We start from the raw sequence: 19,271 nt of genomic DNA, 5'->3' as shown, positions 1-19,271 counted from the left end.
CAAAAGATGATATCTATGCAAGAAAAAAGAACACCACCCAGGATGCTAACAGTTAATAAAAAAACGGATCATTTTTTTGTTTCAATTAACAAACAAGGGCCGCATTCTTTTGTAATGCTGGGAGTGTATCACCAAAATAAAGTCCGTCATTTACTTTGTCGTGTAGGTAAGTTTGGTAATACTGGTGCCATAAAATGTGACTTCCATTTGAAGGCTCATTTACCTGTTGATCTTAGACAATATAAAGGGAGTTATATCTATTGCAATAATGATAACTCTCATGAGAAAAAACTGTATTACATTAAATCAGGATGTGACCTTCATTTACTATCTGTCTTACCTGATAATCTTAAAAAATACAAAGAAAGTTATCTTTATTGTAAAAATGGAAACATTAAAAAGTTATATTATATTAAGTCAGACGGAACATCTGAAGAAGTAACAATTAATTGCTTTCAACAACTTGAGAATAATTTAAAAAAAATTAAACAGAGAAGAGATAACCAATGGCATCTCACTACTGAGGAAGTTCACTCGTGCATTACAGCAAATGGAAAACACAACCTGGGGATCGTTGAAGAAGTTAAAATAGCTGATTTTCATCAACTTGATGAGGATATAGATAAAATTAATCCGCAAAAGGCTAGCCGGTTACATCTTAGCGGTAAGCAAGTTGAGGAAATGATCGAATCAAATGGTGGTCACACTCAGGATATGGAACCAGATTATTCCATGCAAATGGGTTTTTTGTGCAATGCGCTTTTTTTCGCTAACAAGGGCGTATTGATGGACGAAAGAATCTGGCGCGAAAATAATAGAAGCACTAAAATTACTTATCAAGCTTATGATATTACATATGAGCAATATGTAGAGTTTGTGCAAGTATTAGAAGCCTCACAGTCATTGTATAACAAATATAGATGTTACAAACCAAATGCAACAACTGATGATGAAGTCACATTAAAATTGGGTAGCGAGAAAGTTTTACCTCCCCTCGATGTAACTCAAATTAAAACAAATAATATCGATGCAAATAGAATAAAAGGTAGTGTTAAGAAGTTGCATATTGGTAATACATGCAGGCATTCAGCAATAGCGCTTGTTGAGGCAACCCAGCATGCACCGGTATCTTCTAAGGTTTCTTCTACCTTTTTCATGGACTTACCTTATGAAACAACGTTGGAATTTGGCACGCCAAGCGAGGATATCCCTTTTTATGTGCTTCCACAGCCCCCAACAGCGTTTTTTGAATCAGATAAGATAAAGAAGAAAGTAATTACAAAACTATATGAGAGAATGGAGAATATGCTACTTCTTGAGCCATACTCCTCTGATACTCAGAAAAAATTTTTGCGATTGAAAGAGTTATATTTAGAAATAGTTGGACCAAATAAGAATTTATCGCTTAATCAATTGCTTAAAGAAATTAAGTCTTGGAAAGATCAACATGTAGATACCTTAAAGGTTTTAAGAAAAACATATTTTTGGGATAATCTCCCTTTTATCCACAGACAATCGTCTACGATGAAACTAATCACTGAAATAGAAGCAGAGCTTGAGAGGAATCAAACGCTGACACCAGATTGCTAGGGCATTTTATTTGTAGGTGTTCTATTGTGAACCTAAAAAGCATATCATAGCCCCTGATAATTGACGATTAATCAAAGGAGTGGATATGAAACTTTATTATGCTAAATCAGCATGCTCATTAGCTGTACGTATTGTTCTTAATGAATTAGGTCGTAATTTTCAAGATGAAGAAGTTGATTTAAAAGCAAAAAAAACAAAATCCGACGAAAATTATCTATCCATTAATCCTAAAGGTGCAGTGCCAGCACTTCGCCTAGATAATGGGGACTTACTTACGGAAAATCAGGTCATTTTACAATATTTGGCGGATATCACTCCGGGTCAAACCCTGCTACCTTCAGTGGGAGATTTAAAAAGATATCATACTCTTGAATGGCTCAATTTTGTTGCTACTGAATTACATAAGACATTAGGAATGTTTTTCAATCCTAATCTTAATGAAGAAACAAAAAATATGTTTATGTCGGTAATTAATACGAAATTAAAGTTTGTTAATGAACATCTTGCAAAAGGACCTTATTTAATGGGCAAGGATTTTACATTGCCAGATGTTTATTTATTTGTCATACTTCGCTGGACTCATTATTTTAAAATGGATCTTTCAGCGTATAAACATGTAGAGCAATTCATAAAAGTTGTTGCAGAGCGTCCAGCTGTGGTGACTTCGCTGCAACAGGAACAATTATAATAAGTACTTATCCTATATTAAGAACGTTCGTATTTTGCATTTTTGTGTTTTATCGGTATCGATCCGAACGTTCTTCAATTGTTACTCAGGGATAAGATAATTACCCACTGTAATTATTTTTGGAAGTAAAATATGCCTATAAAACCTACTTTTCAGGGTGGAATAGATCTAAATTTTTCGTCACAAAGTAAATTTGAACCCCTTGAAGGAGTGGCCCAACACAAGCAAGCTTCTATTATTGCCCGCAATGCCGTACGATTTTTAATGATGGGCTGGACGGAACAGTGGACTGAGTTTTTAACCACATCAGTGGCTCAAGCTATTTTTGTAAAACGTGATCCTGAATTAGTAAGAGAATTACGTTTTGCTTTTCAACAAGGTTTTTTAGAGCTTTTTGAGCAATTAAGAAATAAACAGTTAACTAAAGAGCAAGAAGAACAAGTTCATCTTTATTTGAGTAATTGCTTAACATTACTTCCTTATGGCGATTTAACTCCCTATGAGTCAATCAAAATTCCTCAATGTATTGATGGAAATTGGGAGCTTGTCGAGTATCAAGTTAAGCCCATTGAATTAACAGAACGCTCAGGATGGCGACGCTTCTTTATCCATGATGCCGATCGCGTTTTTGCTTATGGACTGGAACCTCTTTTTCAAAAAAAAGCCGAGTCGCATTTAATCTTTATGGGAACAACTTACCCAGCAGGGCAAGGCTTCTTATCTCAGATTAATACGGACTCGAATGGTTTTGAAACAGTTGGTGAATCTCTTTACATAATGGGTCGGAAGAGAATTCACGAATGGCTGAATACACAAAAAAATAAAATACATGTGTGCGGGGTTAGTTTAGGAGGGTCTTTAAGTTTATTGCTTGCTATCGATAAAGGAGAGTATAAACTCTCACGCGTTGACGCATTAAACCCCGCAGGACTTCATGATTTCAAACGAAAGTATGATTATTGGGATGAGTTAACCGATAAACCATTGGTTGTCGTGCAAAAGCAAGGTAATGATCCGGTTTCAGCTTTTGGGATCTGGAAGGATGATTGGTATATTATTCAAGTAATCCCTCCAAATGATAAAAAGGGTCCTAATTGTTTTTATGATCATTTTTTAAATTACGCTGGATTTGCAGATACAAAATTCGTTTATATTGACGCGGAAGAAGATAATGTTAAACGAAAAACACGTAATTTTTGGCTTTATAATGTCGGTAGGAGCTTAATTTACGGCCTATTCTTACTTCCTTATACTTATTTGGTTCGTCCACTTTTTTATTTTTTCGCGCAAAACTGGAAAATTACTGTACCAGTTTTAGGCGTTTTAGTTTGTGCCCCTCTTACAGTTACTGGTGTTTTACCCCTACTTGCTTTTGTGGGCATAGTTGGCAGTATATTGGCTGGTATTTTTATATCCTCTTGTTTTTTTTCTAAAAATGGCATTTCAAAAGCGCCGTCAGCCCAAGCTGAGCTCGTAGAAAAAGAAGGGCTTGCTAAACTACATGATCCATCTCTTGCTCGTAACCCGACTATGGATATTTATAATGATAGTAATGCAGTGGAAGTAGGTTTGACTTACCAACAAATCCATACTTATTATAATGTAATGCGTCGTCTTGTAAAAAATAAGCATTCTTTGCCGAGCGAAGAAAAGAAAAGCAAACATATTGATGGAGTTACCAAAAAATCCCTACTCCAAGAATGCTCAGATTCCAAAAAACACGATTTAGTATTGCCGCTTAAAGTGACTCGAGCCAAAGCAGCTCATATTCGCCATACTCTTACTTTAGTGGAACAAATGGGAATTGAGAATGAAAAATTAAAGCCAAGTTTAGAAAAATGCTACACTGAGTATTGCATTGGCAAGCACACATAGCTGAATTTGCTCTTACACTTCTTTGTACCAGGTATATCATTCAATGATTATTAGGAATAAGGAGATAAGTTTTGACAGAAGGAACTGTTTTTAAAGGGGGTTTAGAACTAAAGTTTTTTGACCAACAAGAGTTTGAATCTCTTGAGGGTGTCGACCGTTCTGAACAAACCCCTATTTTAGCGCGAAATATATTGCGTTTTTTCACTATGGGGTGGACAGAATCCTGGACTCAATTTTTAACCCCGACTGTTTTGTATTCGTTTTTTCTTCAACGCGATACTGATTTATTAAGAGAAGTTCGTTTTGCCATGCAACAAGGATTTTTGGAACTCTTTAACCAATTGCAAGGTAAAGACTTAAGTTCGGATGAGGGGGAACAAGTACAGCTTTTTTTAAGTAATTGTTTGTCTATGCTTCCTTATGGTGATTTAACTCCTTATGAATCTATTTCCATCCCCCAATGTATTGATGGTCATTGGGACTTGGTTGAATACCAAGTTACTCCAATTGAATTAACAGAGCGACATTGGTGGAAGAATTTTTTTACCTATGATAATGATCGTGTTTTTGCTTATGGGCTTAAGCCAATTTTTCATGAGAATGCAGAATCCCATTTAATTTTTATGGGTACTACTTATCCTGCAGGCCAAGGTTTTCTTACTCAAGTAAAGACTGACTCTAAGGGGTTTGAAACGGTTGGTCTCTCTTTATATCGTAGTGGGCGCGAGCGAATTAGAGCGTGGTTAAACCAACAGAAAAACGCTATTCATGTATGTGGGGTCAGTCTGGGGGGCGCTTTAAGTTTATTACTTGCCATTGATAAAGGAAATTATAAGCTATCACGTGTGGATGCATTAAATCCTCCTGGGCTTTATGATCCTCTATTTAGAACTGGTTATGATCATTGGGATGAATTAAAAGACAAACCCCGGGTGGTAGTGCAAAAACAAGGTAATGATCCTGTTTCGGCTTTTGGAGTTTGGAAAAAGGATTGGGAGATTCTTCAGGTTGTACCCCCTCAAGATAAACAAGGTCCTAATGCTTTTTTTGATCACTGTTTAAATTATGCAGGATTTGCTGATACTGAGTTTCGATATATTTCTGCAGAAGCTGATAATTATCAACGTAAAACACATCATCTTTTATTGAATGCGATTGTGAGATCCTTTATTTATTATTACGTGTTGGTTCCTTACACGTATGCAGTTCGTCCATTTGGATATTATATGTTGAACAAGTTGCTTCCTGAAAGCTCTGGGACTCTATCATCCAAGAACATCACTGGATTAGCCCAAATACATGATCCTTCTCTTCTTAGAAATTCTTCAATGGATATGTATCATGAAAATAATATGGTTGAAATCGAACTTACTTATCAACAAATAAATACTTATTATCGAATAACACGTTGCTTGATAAAGGATAAAAACTTTTTATCCAGAAAAGAAAAGGAAAGTAGACACGTTCAAGGAATTACAAAACAAACTTTACTAGCTGAAAGTGATGATACTAAAAATGCTCATTTACAGGTCTCTTTTAAGGCAACCAAGGCTAAAGCATCCCATATATTCCATACTTTAAGTTTGGTTCACCAATTGGGATTGGATAATAAAGAGAAATTGAAATCTATATTAGAGAAACACTACGAAACATATCGTTTAGGTAAGCAGTAACTATTAGATAGTATCTATGCTTTACCGTTAGGGTATCCCCCACATTTGGCGAACATATTTAGGGTAAATCATTCGTTAAAAACGAAAAATCAGGTGAGCGGCGATCGAATAAAGAAATGGGTAATATGCGTCTGCTGGGTTAAGCTGCGATTCTCCATAACCAGCAGTAAAGCTACCAGCAATTTCACCCATAATTCGCTCAGTAAAATTATAATTTACACCCACACTAAAAGCCGGTCCTGGTCGCCAATCATCAACAACTATATCTTTGCGATGCACACCGGCCACTCCTGCACCAGAAAAAATTTTCATCTGGGAATGAGGAATAGGGACCATAAGTTTTCCCATCAAAGTTAGGGTCTCAGTTTGAGATGCTAACGTTTCTAAACCATCATGCTCGAAACTGAACAAACTTATAGGATCGAAAAAAACATTTGCTTCAGGAAAGTGCGTGTAGTTTACTTCAATTGCAAAATATCGAGTAAACTCGTATCCAGCCAGTACACCCCAAACACTTCCACCTTCCTCAACATCTATAGGTGTGGATAACATCAGGGCAACATTTTGATTTTCCTTAGTAGGAACCAAACCAGTCCATGTAGTTGAGCCAAACCCTCCAATTGCACCAATATAAAAAGGGTGGTGGGGAAGATTCTCTGTTTCGGCCAGACAATAAGACGTAGAAAGAAATAAGAATGAGAATAAAAATAATTTAGATTTTTTATTACGCACAATAATTACTCTACCAAGATTCCTTTGATCATTAGCATTTTGTTGGGCCGTAGCCCAACCTTAATCATTTTATAACTCTAATTTAATATAAATTACTGACAGGGTTTTTTGGTAGAACTACATATTCTGCCTCGAGAATCAGAGCCTCCCAGACGATAACAATTCCAGTTATCAAGACAATCTTGTTTTGTCGTATAGGGTTGAGCTGCACAAGCTTTATCCAATGAGCCATAGACACTCACCATACGTGCATAAAGCATGTTCATATCTTGGCACATACCAGAAGGCAAACCTGAAGAAGTACAATAGCAGGTTGCAACTTTCTTAAATGAGGAACAAAAATTTACATCATTAGTAGGAACAGCATTCCCACAAGAACTACCATAAGAAAAAGCAGAGAAACTGAGTAAGCACATTAAACCCGCAAAAAATCCTCGTATCATTTTTTAACATCCTCTATTTAACTCGAAATTCTATGCAAGTTACTGTATCAGAAAATTAATCTGGCTGCAAAAGACATCGGTATTAATATTTGATTTTTAATGCTATGAATATTGAAAACTCCAAAAATATTTCTGATTTCATTACTTATGAAAGCAATTGTTCCTCCTGTTCATATTTGAGCGAGGCTTCGTGTACATTTTTTTCAACTGCTACTGAATTCATAATTTGAATTGCTTCCAGAGCAATTTTTTCACGAAATTCGGGTTTTAGATTGGCGGAAATAACTAGGTGGTGAACATTTTGATTGTCATCTCGAATAAAACTGGCTTCGAAAATATGATCAATAGATAGCAAATCATCATTACTATTTGTGATTTGTTTTGTATTCAAACCAAATAATTTTAAGTTTTTATTAGGCGGGTCAATAAAATTAGTTCGTATGTTGAGGTTAATAACAAATTTGGTATTTCGCTTAAATGAAATCATGTGGCTACCACATCGCTTTAGAATCTTACGATAAATGGAAGGTATTTTGAGTAGTTTTACATAAAGCGGAGTAATTAAATGGGTAATTAATTTTTCAAGTATATTGGGTTTAAGAGAACTTATGGAGCACAGTTTTATTAAATTTGAACAGTGCTGATAGCTACTGGTGTCAATCATCGCATTACGTATTTGTTGGGATAGGCCAGTCAAAGTTGCGTTGTCATCAAGAATAATTTTAGTCGGTTCAATTCTAAGGAAACAGCCAATTGTATTATCATAAATTGAGTTGTCGCGTGTTGATTGAATAATATTCATGAACGTATAAGGCGTTTCGCTTTTATAGCTGCCACAGCAATTCCGTAATGCCAACGCAAGTACAGCGCCTAATGCGTTATTAATACTAATATGATTTAGTTCGCAAAAAAGCTTGAGATGATTTAAGGAGTCCTCTGGTATGACCGAGTACGTTGAATAAGGAACCTGTGCAGCTTGCATATCATGAATTATATGTTCTTCAGGAAAAGTAAATAAATGGGTATCACTGAGATACTTTTCCCAAAATGAAATGTCTTCCTCCATGTGCATTTTCATTGTGGTTCGCTCATTAAAAATATGTTCTTTAAAGTGTGAATCCGGTTCAATTTCATCAAGTCTTAAGTGAGTGTATTGTTCATAAAAATGAGATAGCTCAGCGAATAAAATATCAGTGCAGTGATCATCTGAAATGAGATGCGGTATACAAATTTGCAATTCGGATTCGTTCTCATGTAAGTAAAATAATTTGCCAATAATTAAAGCGGTTTTTTTCGGCCACGGATAAAAATCAATTAATTGTGTCATTGAATCTTGCAATTCTTGCTCACTTTTTTGTGAAGAAAGCGTACTAAGATCAGTAGCTTCCAGTCTGAACGACCAATTTTTTTGTGTTTTTTGAGCGGGTTTTAATTTGAAGATTTGATAAGTTAATGTTTCATGCTTTTTTAAAATCGCATGAAAAGCAAATTCTAAAGCCTGTTCATTTAAGTGACCTCTGAGTCGCTTTCTGGCGACAATATTTAACTTTTGGGCTCGGGGTTCAAATGTGTTCGACATCCAAAGTAAAAACTGAAAATCACTCAGAGGAAGATTACTTACTTTATGATAACTAGGGATTTTATTTGTTCGTTTTTTCTTGTTCTTTTTTGTATTCTTAATGATGGGGACTAATGTTGCAATGTTTGTGGCTTTATAAAAGTCATGTAGGTTGATATTTCTGTTTAGCTCACCATTTATTTTTGAAATGATACGTGCTGCTGATAAGGAGTGTCCCCCCAAATCAAAAAAATCATCATGAATGCCAATGAGCTGAACGCCCAATTCATCGGACCAGATTTGCGCAAGCTTTTTTTCTAGTGCCGTAACTGGCTCAACATAATTATGGCTTGCAGTTAACAAAGGTACTGGCAATGCAGTCTTATCCAACTTCCCATTCATGTTCATGGGAAATGCATCCACTTGTACAAAAACTGTAGGAACCATATAGTCTGGTAAATTTTTTTGTAAATACTGACGTATTTGATTCGCATTTAAAGTGGCATCAAAATCCTTCTGGATGTAGTAGGCTACTAGTCGTTGTTCACCCAAAGCGTCTTTTTGAGCAAGTAATGCAACTTCTTTAATACCTGGATGACTCATCATGTATTTTTCTATCTCGCTTGGCTCAATACGATATCCACGTATTTTGACTTGCTCGTCAATTCGTCCCAGATATTCAATTGTTCCATCAGGACGCTTTTTGCATAAATCACCTGTTTTATATAAACGAATGTTATTTGTTGTAATAAATTGTTGTTGCGTAAGTTTGGGTTGATTTAAGTAACCACGAGCCAGACAAGCTCCACCGATAAATAGTTCACCTACTTCGCCATCGGGCACAAGTTGATTATTGGCATCGAGAATGAAGCAACTCATATTATTGCCAGCAATGCCAATAGGAACATTCGTATCCAGATGGGTACAGTTCAAATGAGTTACTTTATAAGTTGAGACAGCGACTGTTGCTTCAGTTGGTCCATATTCGTTAAATAGAACGTGATTAGGGTATGATGCAAGCCAAGATTGGCATTCAACAGAAGATAAATTTTCTCCTCCGAGAACAATAGAATGCAACTGTGGCAATATTATGAAATTATTTTTTGCTTCATGCAAAAGCACTTTAAAGTAACTTGGAGTTAACTTCATAATGTTAATGCGTGATTTTGCTAGATAATGCAAATACGAGCGAACTTCCTTCTTAGTCATCTCTTCGCAAAGAACCACAGTTAACCCAAGCATTAATGGAACAATGGTAGTCGTGACTGACATATCAAAAATAGGGTTTGCAGAAAAATCGATTCGTTGTTGGGGTTTGCATTGGGTATAGTTAGCAAACCACTGACAGTAATTGACGACAGAGCGGTGTTCAATCAATACGCCTTTCGGGGTTCCAGTAGTGCCTGATGTATAAATTATATATGCTAAATGCTCTGGATCATTAGTTGAAGAGGGATTATGCGTTGCTTGTTTGTTGATAACCTTATCATCGATGTCCAATACAATTAGAGTGCCCTGGTATGGTTTAAATTTATCTTTGAATATAGATTTAGTAATTAAATGCGATGCTTGGCTATCATGAAGTAAAAATAATAAACGTTCTTCGGGTTGGGATGCATCTATAGGTAAATAAGCACCGCCTGCTTTTAAAATGGCTATAAGCGTAATAAGAAAATCAAATGAACGCTCTAAACAAAGCGCAATAGGGGTGTCCGGCTTTAAGCCCGAGTTTTGTAAATAATGAGCGAGTTGATTTGCTCTTTGATTTAGCTCGCTATAAGTCAGTTTTTCATTCCCTTTTAGAACGGCAACATGATTAGGGAAATGATGTGCATGCTCTTCAAATAAGGCTTGTATTATTTTCTTATTCGCCATTTTTTATCCTAAATTCGGCAGTTAAGGAATAGTTTAAAACTAAAATTTCATGCTGAATTTGAGCGTCTTATCGTTATATTTTATTTATGATGAAGTGTTCACCGCTTCAAATATTATTTGAATTACTTCATCTACTATAATTAAAAAACCTTTAAATTCAGTATAGTAGACGGTTTTGGTATATTCAAATTAGCATTTAGGATTATAATTTAGGCAGAATTCGATCCAGCCATTTAGGTAGATACCATACCCAGTTTTTGAAGATGGCCATGGTTGCTGGGACTAAAAAGCTTCGTATTAAAAAGGCATCGACGAAAATAGCAACTGCAATGCCTAGCCCAAATGCTTTGACCATTAAGACATCTGCTATCAAAAACGAGCAGCTAATCACAATAACAATCAGTGCAGCACTGGTAATAATACGACTGCTTTTTTCAATCCCAAAAATAATACTTTTGTTGTTATCTTTAGTTAATTGATGCGCTTCTTTGATTCGAGAGAGCAAAAATACTTCATAGTCCATCGAAAAACCAAACAGAGCACAAAATATAATTACCAATAAACTGATGTCGAGCATTTCTTGTGGTTGGAAGTTAAGGATGCTGGATAAATATCCATGCTGGAACACAAAAACCAATGCGCCATATGAGGCACATAGACTTAATAAAGTCATTATAATTGCTTTCAAAGGCAAGAATAGAGATCTTAATAATAAAAGCAGTATCAGATAAGAAAATACAATAATCCATATGATGGCATAAGGTAGATAACGATAAATGCTGTGTAGTACATCAATGTTACTCACCGTTACCCCAGTAAGTTGTACTTTTAATCCTGATCCTAATTTTATATCCTGTAATTCACTTACCAGTTTTTTAGTTTCTTGTGAATTAACTGGATACTTGCTAATTACATTAATGACTGCCAAATGTTTGGTTGTTGTCGTATCCAATAGTTGTTTGACCTGTGGGTCAAGTAGTTTTTTATTCAAATGATAAAGAGTGTAATATTGATTCTTTTTTAGGTCGGAATTGCTACTTATAATACCATTGACCTCTTTGACGCGTGGATTATCTTTCAATTTCTGGACCAAATTATATATTTTGGACAAGTTATGACGCGATAAGATGGATGAAGAGGGGGATTCAATCACCAAGATTATAGGGCTTAATTGTTCAATCTGAAATTTCTTTGCATAGTTGTCATAAAAAGCACGATTTGCTGATTTCTCCGGGAAAATACGATAGTCTGATATGCCAAATTTTGCCTCTAAGAATGGATATCCAAGCACTAATAAAAAAATAAGAATAGGAAAGAAAAAATAGTAAGGATGATGAACAACTCGCTCCGCAAGCCATCGCCAGGAACTGGAATGATTTTTGTTTTTAAATATTATGTGTACTGACATAAAATTAATTTTTGATTTCAATACGGCAAGAATCGCAGGGAGGAATATAGTAGAGATTAATACCGCAAAAAATACAGCAGCCAAGCCACCCACAGCAACTGAGAAAAGAATGTTGACCGGGAATAAAAATAAAGCACTGAGGCTTACAAAAACGGCTAAACCACTAAAAAAAATCGCTTTGCCAGCAGTTTCTTGAGTTGTTGCTATCGCTTCCTCAATATTTAGTCCGTTCTTTAACTCATCTCTAAATCGATTAATAAAAAACAATGAATAATCAAGGCAAAGACACAGACCGAGCAATAAAGCGATGTTAATGGTGAAAATAGAAAGTGTGAATAAATGCCCAAAGAAATAAAGAGTGGTCAGGATGATTATCGCACATCCGCCACCCAGAATAATTGGAAGGGTAGCAGCGACTACCGATCCAAATACAAGAATTAAGGTGATAATCGCTATCGGGGTGGCGACAATATCAGCTTTATAAAGGTCAGTTTGTGTTTGTTGGTTCACATTTTCTACGAAAAGCGGCTCACCTCCAATCCACATCGTCATATTGCTCGGTTTTTTTATAGATTCTTTAAACTGCTTTAATAGATCATTACTAAGCGGCTTATTGCTCTTGATGATCACTCCAACATAAGCTGTATGTTTATCTTTGGAAATTTGATGTGTACCATCAGGGTAAATTATTTTGTGTTTAATTGGAAAATCTTTTAAATCAGACAATGATTTTTTAATTTTCTCTTTAAATTTATGCTGCGTCGCTAAAAGTTTTTTGCTGTGGTACATGATAAGAAATTTATTTTTATCATTATACCCCAACTGTTTATTCATATACTCTTCGGCACGGGCACTTTGAGAACTCTCATCCACAAAACCAGTCGTTTTAAACGGAGTAATAATGTGCGGTAAAAAGGGAATGCAGAGTAAAATTGCAAGCAACCATAAACCTATTATTGGCCATCGAAGCTTATTTATAAATCTTCCTAATCGATACGACAGTGCTTTTTTTTGCATATTTATCGTCGAAACTCCAAGTTCCGGAAACTCATAAAATATAATGACTCTTTAAATATATTAGTATAAATTAGACATTATGTGTAAATTAATGAGTGAAAAGCTGTTTGTGCATCAATATCAGGATTTAATAACTCTTTTTGATCAATGCTTCGGCAAAGAATTTAATACCAAGCTCGTTAAAGGTGATGATGAACCAATCTATTTACCTGCGAATGAAGAACATTCCTATAACGCGTTATATTTTGCTCATGGTTTTTTTAGCAGCGCGTTGCATGAGTGTTCTCATTGGCTTATTGCTGGAGAAGAGCGCAGAAAACAAGTAGATTTCGGATATTGGTATATGCCTGATGGGCGTAGTGCAGAGCAACAAGCTTTATTTCAACAGGTTGAAGTAAAGCCACAAGCAATAGAGTGGATTCTTTCAAAAGCTGCCGGGCATAAATTTCATATCAGTATTGATAATTTAAATGGCGCAGAGTCGGATACTGTTGCTTTTAAACAAGCGGTTTATAAACAAGTACTTCATTATTGTCAGCATGGATTATCACCACGTGCACAAAAATTTCATGATGCTCTAAGTACCTTTTATGGGCAATCAAAAGTTTTAAGGATTGAGGATTTTTCTTTAGAAGAACTATGAGTTTCGTATAGAACCCATATAGACAGGCCTCAATGAAGCGGACTTGGAAATGTGAGGCAAATTAAACCTGGGTTAAGATTTGGCTTTCACCCAGGCTACGCATCAATGATGTAATACAACACCTAAAGTCCAATCCAGGTTTTGTGCTGAAGGAACATAATTTACCTGTTGACTGGCTGTTAAACCATAACCCTCTACCATCAATGCATAATAAAATGCAGGTAAGAGACAATATGACTCAATGTATTCATTGTTTGGGAACTGATTACTGAGACTTTCCCATTGTTGATGACAAATCAGATTATTTGCTTGTTGAAACAAATCTTGAATAGTCAATTGATTGTTTTGAAATTGAAACGGTTTGCTTTCTGCAAGATTTGGAAAACCGCCAATGGCATACCATGAGCTGATATGACTCGCTGAAAGAATAGGCTGTACTTCTTTTTTGACCTTATGCATTTTAATTAAAGGAGATACCTCATGCTCACAAAGTAAGGCATCACCTTGTCCAGAACGTCCGTCCGAAAGTGGGTAACCTTCTGAAAAGCAAGAAGCAGTATCTAGAAGTTGATGGGCCATTTCGTTTTGTCCAAGTCCTAAGAAACTGTGGACGGATAAATTGATGTGTTGGCCGTAAAGATCCAATTCAACTTGTGTTCCTTTCTCTTCAGTATTTTTTTGTATTGGAAATACAATTTGTACTGAAGCTCCGCCAATATCCATAACTCCTACGGGCGTACTAGAGGCCGATTTGAGTGCGCCTATATGATAATTTACAGCAAGCCAGTCGTATAATGCTTCATCATGTCCAGTAATGGTTTTGGCATCTATAAGCTGCCATGCAGATTGCTGGTTAAACCATTTTTGTACTTCCTGATAGTAAATTTTTTGTTTGGTTTGTGGTACAAGACGCATTCCTGCTGTTGCATAAAAGTAAACAGGAATATGCTGTGCTGGAGCTCCGGAGAAAAGGGTAGTGAGGTATGCATCTATAGTATTTTGGTTTGCTTCAATCGTAGCAAATCCAGGTTTGATCTTTTTGGACCATATTTCTGCAATACCGAATGGGGTATTGGTTTCATCAAGATCATAAGCAAAAATATGAAGTCTTGAGCCGGTACTCCCTGCATCTACAACGGCGATGCATTGATGTTCAGTACAGACAGCAGAATCAGCATAACCATCATTAACTATTACAAAAAGACAGGAGATAAAGAGCAAAAATCGAAACATAGTTAAAAATCTCAATAAAAAGTGAACAAATGATACATTATGTATCTTTTGTTTTCAATATGATATTATGTCGAAAAAATGATACACTATTTTTTATATTTTCATGCAGGTGAATATACCTCCATGCTTTCTGGTTGGATTAATAATCTAACCTGCTTTATTTAAGTCAGTTTTTTCAGGCAGTATCATAATGATAAATCAAGAATATCGTGGTTCTATCTATGCCATTTTATCCGGATTCCTGTATGGTTTTATTGGTTATTTTGGTTTGAGTGCGATTAATGGCAACCTATCCGCCAGCACAATGTTATTTTGGCGCTTTTTAATTTCTAGCATGATTATTTTGCTTATTATGCTGCCCAAAATAAAAAAGAGAACCGATTCATATAAAAATATATGTATTGCCTTTTTAACAGGTGCTTTTTTTTACGGTATATCAACCTGGCTATATTTTTTAGCCTCTCAATACATAGGTTCTGGATTGGCGATGGTTATCTTTTTTACTTATCCAGTCCTGATTATGTTGCTCAACTATTTCTTTTATGAGCAGTCTATTCCGCACGTTTATTATTTCGCTATTCTAGTTATTTTAATTGGTATGGTGCTTATGGTGGACTTCAATGCATTGTCGTTTAACTTATGGGGCATTCTGTTAGGCGTTGCTTCTGCTTTCTTTTATGCGTGTTATGTGATCGGCAGTAAACGAAATGAGCTCTCTCCAAATATGTCTACTTTTATGGTCTGTTTGGGATGCATGGTAACCAGTTTAATTGTTTCTCTTTTTAATCACTCCTTTTCAATTCCGTCTTCTATGGATGTTTGGTATCATCTTTTTGGAATTTCAATTATTGCAACTGTAGCTCCTATTATTTTGTTGTTGTACAGCTTGAAATACATCAGTTCAGAAAAAGCCTCCATTTTATCTGTTTTAGAACCCGTGTTTGTGGTCATTTTTGGAGTATTTCTCTTAGGTGAAGAAGTGAGTCTGTGGGGCCTTGCGGGAGTTATTTTGGTATTAACTGGTGCACTTATTACTTTATTTAGCCATAGAATTAATTTTGGCCAATTGAAATTTCAGCTTATGCGACGCAGCGAAGATGTTGGGTAGTATTGGTTGGAAAGTGAAACGGTCTTATTAAGATACTTAGTTTCGCCAGGATGATGGTGTTGCCGTAAACCGGGAAAATCTGCGAGAGACCCCGGGTTACGACACATACTGCAGTTGTCGGATATTTTTAATACCAACTTCCATTGCAACCACCGCAGCCCCCACAATCACTCGCACAAGTTCCACAACATGGGTTACCGTTAGAACAGTTGACTAAGAACCCAGTTGAACACACTAGGATTACAGCCAGTATTATTTTTTTCATTACCTATCCTTGTTATGGTATGTATATTAACTATACTCTACGATTTTAAGTTTAACCAATTATTCAAGTTTCCTGACCTTTTAACTATTCTCAATTTGAGAAAAAATAAGCCAACAAACTTTAATCCCCTGCAATTTGTAACCATTGCAATTTCCATAAATTATAAATAAATATTTGATTTTGTGTAGTATTTAAATGAGTCGTAAGTACTTTGTGGGTTAAGAAACGATTATTTGCTACATAGCTTAGTAAATCGTGTGAGACACCATTAATTTCCCATTCACAGCCATTAATATACAGTTGGTATTCGGATTGTTCATCTGGACTTTGATAAGCAAAACGACATGAGGCATCTCTCGTAAGATTTAATCCTGTTTTTAATTCGTTAATAAAACTTGATAAATCAATTAATTCATCTTCCTCTAAGGGTAAAGGTAATTGATGCTCTGCTTGTTGATCCAACTGTGTTGCAAAGCATCCAAACCATGATTTCATTATTGTTTCATCACTGATTAATTGTTGTAATAGTCTTTGCGCGTTTTGCCAGGCGGGGCGAGTGATTTCAGAGGTATTGTGTAAATGAGACCAGTCTGGATCTTGATATAATGTTTTGAATGTATCTTTTTCAGCTAAATATTCACCAAGGCTATCTAATAACTCTTGTCCTTGATAGCTACGGTAACCAAAAGAATAAGTCATGCAGTCTTGTGTAAGTGAAATTCCATGGTGCCCCACATGTGGAGGGAGATATAACATATCTCCCTCTTCGAGAATGATGCGCTCTTCGACATCAAATTGCTCCATGATACGAAGTTCAAGATCTTTGAGGTAATTCTCATTATTGCATCTTTTAGTGGTAAGAAACCATTCTCGACGCCCTACACCCTGATATAAAAAAACATCATAATTATCGTAATGAGGTCCAACGCTACCATGAAGTGCAGCATAACTAATCATGATATCGTCGATGCGCCATTGAGGAATAAAATCGAAATGCTCAAGCAACGCATAAACTTCAGGAATTAATCGGTCTACTCCTTGAACGAGCAAAGTCCAATGTGTTGGGGGGAGAATGTTGAAATCATGTTCAGAGAATGGGCCGCGCTTTAAATGCCAATGTGGCTTTTCATGGGGAGTTTCAAAAACCAAACGACTTTCAACATCTTCTTCAAGAGCGAGACCAGCTAACTCATCGGGAGATAAGGGATTAATAAATTCTGGCAATGCATTGCGAATTACTAACGGTTTTTTTTGCCAATATTCACTAAGAAACGTTTCTAAAGAAATTTGCTGAAAATTAATCATGCGTAGTTAATACTCCTGTTCGCCATGTAATTTGGTGTAACCTGGATGCCTTTTAATTTGATTGTAGAATGCGTTCTAATTCACCTTTTGCTTGTCGTGAGAAACTAATTAAATCGCTTTCTTTTTCAAAAAAATCAAAGGATTGAACTAATGTTGTTTCATCGTGTTTTTTGAAGGCTGTCGCTTTTTTCTGAATGTCCTCGTGATTATATCCTAGGAATTTCATGACCTCCTGGGTCATAGTCAAAGAAGAATCAAATAATTCTCTAATAAAATAATCCACGCCTACTCGATGTAATTCATAAGCATGGCGCCGATTACGGGCTCTGGCATAAATTTTTAAATGGGGAAAATGTTGTTTGGCTAACTTCACGATCTTTAGATTAGCTTCTACATTTCCCACGGCGACTATCAGCAGTTTTGCGTGTTCTGCCCCTGCACTTTTTAACATATCCAATCGGCTTGCATCTCCGAAATATCCGACATAACCAAATTTTCTGAGCAGCTCAATTTGCTCCGGATTTTTTTCCAATACGGTCATTTTTATATTTTCACCGTTAAGCAAGCGGCCAATGATTTGACCAAAACGTCCATAACCTGCAAGAATAATCCCATTTTTTTCATTAAACGAATCGTATTCACGTTCAGGTAAAAAACTTAGAAATTTGGGTATGACAAATCGATGATAAAAAAGCATTAAAAAGGGAGTTGCAAGCATGGATAATGCGACAACTAGAGTAAAAAAGGCTGCGCTTTCTTGATTGATTACCTTGGTCACGCCCGCATATTCAAAGAGCACGAAGGCAAATTCACTTCCTTGCGATAGAGCAAAAGCAAAACCTAAGCTTTGTAATTTAGTTAAATCAAAGAAACGTCCCAACAGAAACAAAATAAATGCTTTGCAGGTAATTAAGGAAAGCACAGCAACAATAATCAGCAGGGCTTTATTAGAAAAAAGAGAGAAATTCATCCCCATTCCTACAGAGATAAAGAACAATCCAAGTAAAATCCCTTTAAAAGGTTGAATATCTGCATCAACCGCATGTTTGTATTGAGAGTTAGCCAATACAACACCAGCAATAAAGGCGCCTAAAGCAGGAGAGACGCCTATAGATTCCATTAATAAAGTAACGCCTACTACTAAAGCAAGAGAAAAGGCGGTGAATACTTCGCGTAAATTGGTTTTGGCAATAATTGAAAACAAGTGTCTGGATAGGTAATGGCCCACTAAAATAACCACTCCAATTACTCCAGTCACCAAAATTGCATGTAACCATCGGGGAAGATTCATTATAAATGCTGTTTCGTGATTGATTTTTATATTTGCATGTTGCTCGAGTAAGGGAATAATGATTAAGATCGGGATGACTGCAATATCTTGGAATAATAAAACAGCGAAAGAGGTTTCACCTTCTGCTGTTTTGAGTAAGTTTTTTTCTTGCAGCATCTGCAAGACAAGAGCTGTTGATGAAAGCGACAAAGCCATACTTACTGCTAAAGTTGCTCGCCAATCAAAACCAATGAGAAGTCCAATGGCAGTTAAGATGCTTGTAGTTAAGAGTACTTGTAACCCCCCTAGGCCTACAATGATTTTTCGAAGTTTCCATAACATGGCCGGTTCCAATTCCAAACCAATAAGAAACAACATCATAATCACGCCAAATTCACCAAAATTCATAATTTGTTGCGAGTTTCCTATCAGTTTTAATCCAAAAGGACCAATAAGAATGCCCACGGTAAGATAGCCAAGAACTGAGCCCAATTTGAAACGACTGGCAATAGGAACCATAATGCTGGCGGCGGCAAGAAAGATGAAGATATTAAGCATTAAGTGACCATTCATATTTTTAACTCTAAT

Annotated in this window: 13 protein-coding genes; 6 read left to right on the top strand and 7 right to left on the bottom strand. The window is 36.0% G+C overall.

All coding sequences use genetic code 11. The annotated features are described in order from the left end of the window. The first annotated feature begins 15 nt into the window (after nt 1-15). From ACWTEW_RS26460 to ACWTEW_RS26445, 4 genes are all read left to right on the top strand, one after another. Entirely contained in the window at nt 16-1,590 is a 1,575-nt protein-coding gene (locus tag ACWTEW_RS26460; protein ID WP_454781286.1) for a hypothetical protein, read from the top strand. A gap of 85 nt (nt 1,591-1,675) precedes the next feature. Beyond that, a complete protein-coding gene (gene gstA, locus ACWTEW_RS26455) occupies nt 1,676-2,278 on the top strand; it encodes a glutathione transferase GstA (protein ID WP_454781070.1) in 603 nt (200 codons plus the stop codon). Between the two features lie 132 nt (nt 2,279-2,410). Continuing rightward, nucleotides 2,411-4,153, top strand: a complete 1,743-nt coding sequence (locus tag ACWTEW_RS26450) for a hypothetical protein (RefSeq protein ID WP_454781069.1) — start codon at nt 2,411-2,413, stop codon at nt 4,151-4,153. A 71-nt stretch (nt 4,154-4,224) separates the two neighbouring features. Then, complete coding sequence (locus tag ACWTEW_RS26445; protein WP_454781068.1) at nt 4,225-5,826, top strand: hypothetical protein; 1,602 nt, start codon at nt 4,225-4,227, stop codon at nt 5,824-5,826. Nucleotides 5,827-5,901: 75 nt separating this feature from the next. On the opposite strand, the gene ACWTEW_RS26440 is transcribed toward ACWTEW_RS26445, so the two are convergent. The 4 genes from ACWTEW_RS26440 to ACWTEW_RS26425 form a co-directional block, all read right to left on the bottom strand. Continuing rightward, nucleotides 5,902-6,558: a hypothetical protein gene (locus ACWTEW_RS26440; RefSeq protein WP_454781067.1), complete on the bottom strand. Its 657-nt coding sequence runs from the start codon at nt 6,556-6,558 to the stop codon at nt 5,902-5,904. A gap of 92 nt (nt 6,559-6,650) precedes the next feature. Beyond that, complete coding sequence (locus ACWTEW_RS26435; protein WP_454781066.1) at nt 6,651-7,001, bottom strand: hypothetical protein; 351 nt, start codon at nt 6,999-7,001, stop codon at nt 6,651-6,653. 145 nt (nt 7,002-7,146) lie between these two features. After that, a complete protein-coding gene (locus tag ACWTEW_RS26430) occupies nt 7,147-10,434 on the bottom strand; it encodes a non-ribosomal peptide synthetase (protein WP_454781065.1) in 3,288 nt (1,095 codons plus the stop codon). 202 nt (nt 10,435-10,636) lie between these two features. Beyond that, nucleotides 10,637-12,859, bottom strand: a complete 2,223-nt coding sequence (locus tag ACWTEW_RS26425; protein ID WP_454781064.1) for an MMPL family transporter — start codon at nt 12,857-12,859, stop codon at nt 10,637-10,639. Nucleotides 12,860-12,968: 109 nt separating this feature from the next. Between ACWTEW_RS26425 and ACWTEW_RS26420 the strand changes: the two genes are divergently transcribed. Next, a complete protein-coding gene (locus ACWTEW_RS26420; protein ID WP_454781279.1) occupies nt 12,969-13,502 on the top strand; it encodes an elongation factor P hydroxylase in 534 nt (177 codons plus the stop codon). 102 nt (nt 13,503-13,604) lie between these two features. Here ACWTEW_RS26420 and ACWTEW_RS26415 read toward each other — a convergent pair whose 3' ends face one another. After that, on the bottom strand, nt 13,605-14,735 hold the full coding sequence (locus ACWTEW_RS26415) for a multidrug DMT transporter permease (RefSeq protein ID WP_454781063.1): 1,131 nt from the start codon (nt 14,733-14,735) through the stop codon (nt 13,605-13,607). Between the two features lie 190 nt (nt 14,736-14,925). Here ACWTEW_RS26415 and ACWTEW_RS26410 point away from each other — a divergent pair, with 190 nt between their 5' ends. Then, nucleotides 14,926-15,843: a DMT family transporter gene (locus tag ACWTEW_RS26410; protein ID WP_454781062.1), complete on the top strand. Its 918-nt coding sequence runs from the start codon at nt 14,926-14,928 to the stop codon at nt 15,841-15,843. A 385-nt stretch (nt 15,844-16,228) separates the two neighbouring features. On the opposite strand, the gene ACWTEW_RS26405 is transcribed toward ACWTEW_RS26410, so the two are convergent. Together ACWTEW_RS26405 and ACWTEW_RS26400 are read right to left on the bottom strand one after the other, a co-directional pair. Beyond that, nucleotides 16,229-17,413 (bottom strand): JmjC domain-containing protein, encoded by a 1,185-nt coding sequence (locus ACWTEW_RS26405; protein WP_454781061.1) that lies wholly within the window; start codon nt 17,411-17,413, stop codon nt 16,229-16,231. Between the two features lie 52 nt (nt 17,414-17,465). Next, nucleotides 17,466-19,256 carry a monovalent cation:proton antiporter-2 (CPA2) family protein gene (locus tag ACWTEW_RS26400; protein WP_454781060.1) on the bottom strand — a complete coding sequence of 597 codons (1,791 nt, stop codon included), beginning with the start codon at nt 19,254-19,256 and terminating at the stop codon, nt 17,466-17,468. Nucleotides 19,257-19,271: the final 15 nt, after the last annotated feature.

This window comes from Legionella stuttgartensis, assembly GCF_977063405.2.
This window is presented reverse-complemented; position numbering and strand designations above follow the sequence as displayed.

Bases quoted from the DNA above. Each gene is read 5' to 3' on its own strand.
- ACWTEW_RS26430 (WP_454781065.1), bottom strand. From the start codon at position 10,434: ATGGCGAATAAGAAAATAATACAAGCCTTATTTGAAGAGCATGCACAT.
- ACWTEW_RS26405 (WP_454781061.1), bottom strand. From the start codon at position 17,413: ATGATTAATTTTCAGCAAATTTCTTTAGAAACGTTTCTTAGTGAATAT.
- gstA (WP_454781070.1), top strand. From the start codon at position 1,676: ATGAAACTTTATTATGCTAAATCAGCATGCTCATTAGCTGTACGTATT.
- ACWTEW_RS26460 (WP_454781286.1), top strand. From the start codon at position 16: ATGCAAGAAAAAAGAACACCACCCAGGATGCTAACAGTTAATAAAAAA.
- ACWTEW_RS26435 (WP_454781066.1), bottom strand. From the start codon at position 7,001: ATGATACGAGGATTTTTTGCGGGTTTAATGTGCTTACTCAGTTTCTCT.
- ACWTEW_RS26400 (WP_454781060.1), bottom strand. From the start codon at position 19,256: ATGAATGGTCACTTAATGCTTAATATCTTCATCTTTCTTGCCGCCGCC.
- ACWTEW_RS26425 (WP_454781064.1), bottom strand. From the start codon at position 12,859: ATGCAAAAAAAAGCACTGTCGTATCGATTAGGAAGATTTATAAATAAG.
- ACWTEW_RS26450 (WP_454781069.1), top strand. From the start codon at position 2,411: ATGCCTATAAAACCTACTTTTCAGGGTGGAATAGATCTAAATTTTTCG.
- ACWTEW_RS26415 (WP_454781063.1), bottom strand. From the start codon at position 14,735: ATGTTTCGATTTTTGCTCTTTATCTCCTGTCTTTTTGTAATAGTTAAT.
- ACWTEW_RS26410 (WP_454781062.1), top strand. From the start codon at position 14,926: ATGATAAATCAAGAATATCGTGGTTCTATCTATGCCATTTTATCCGGA.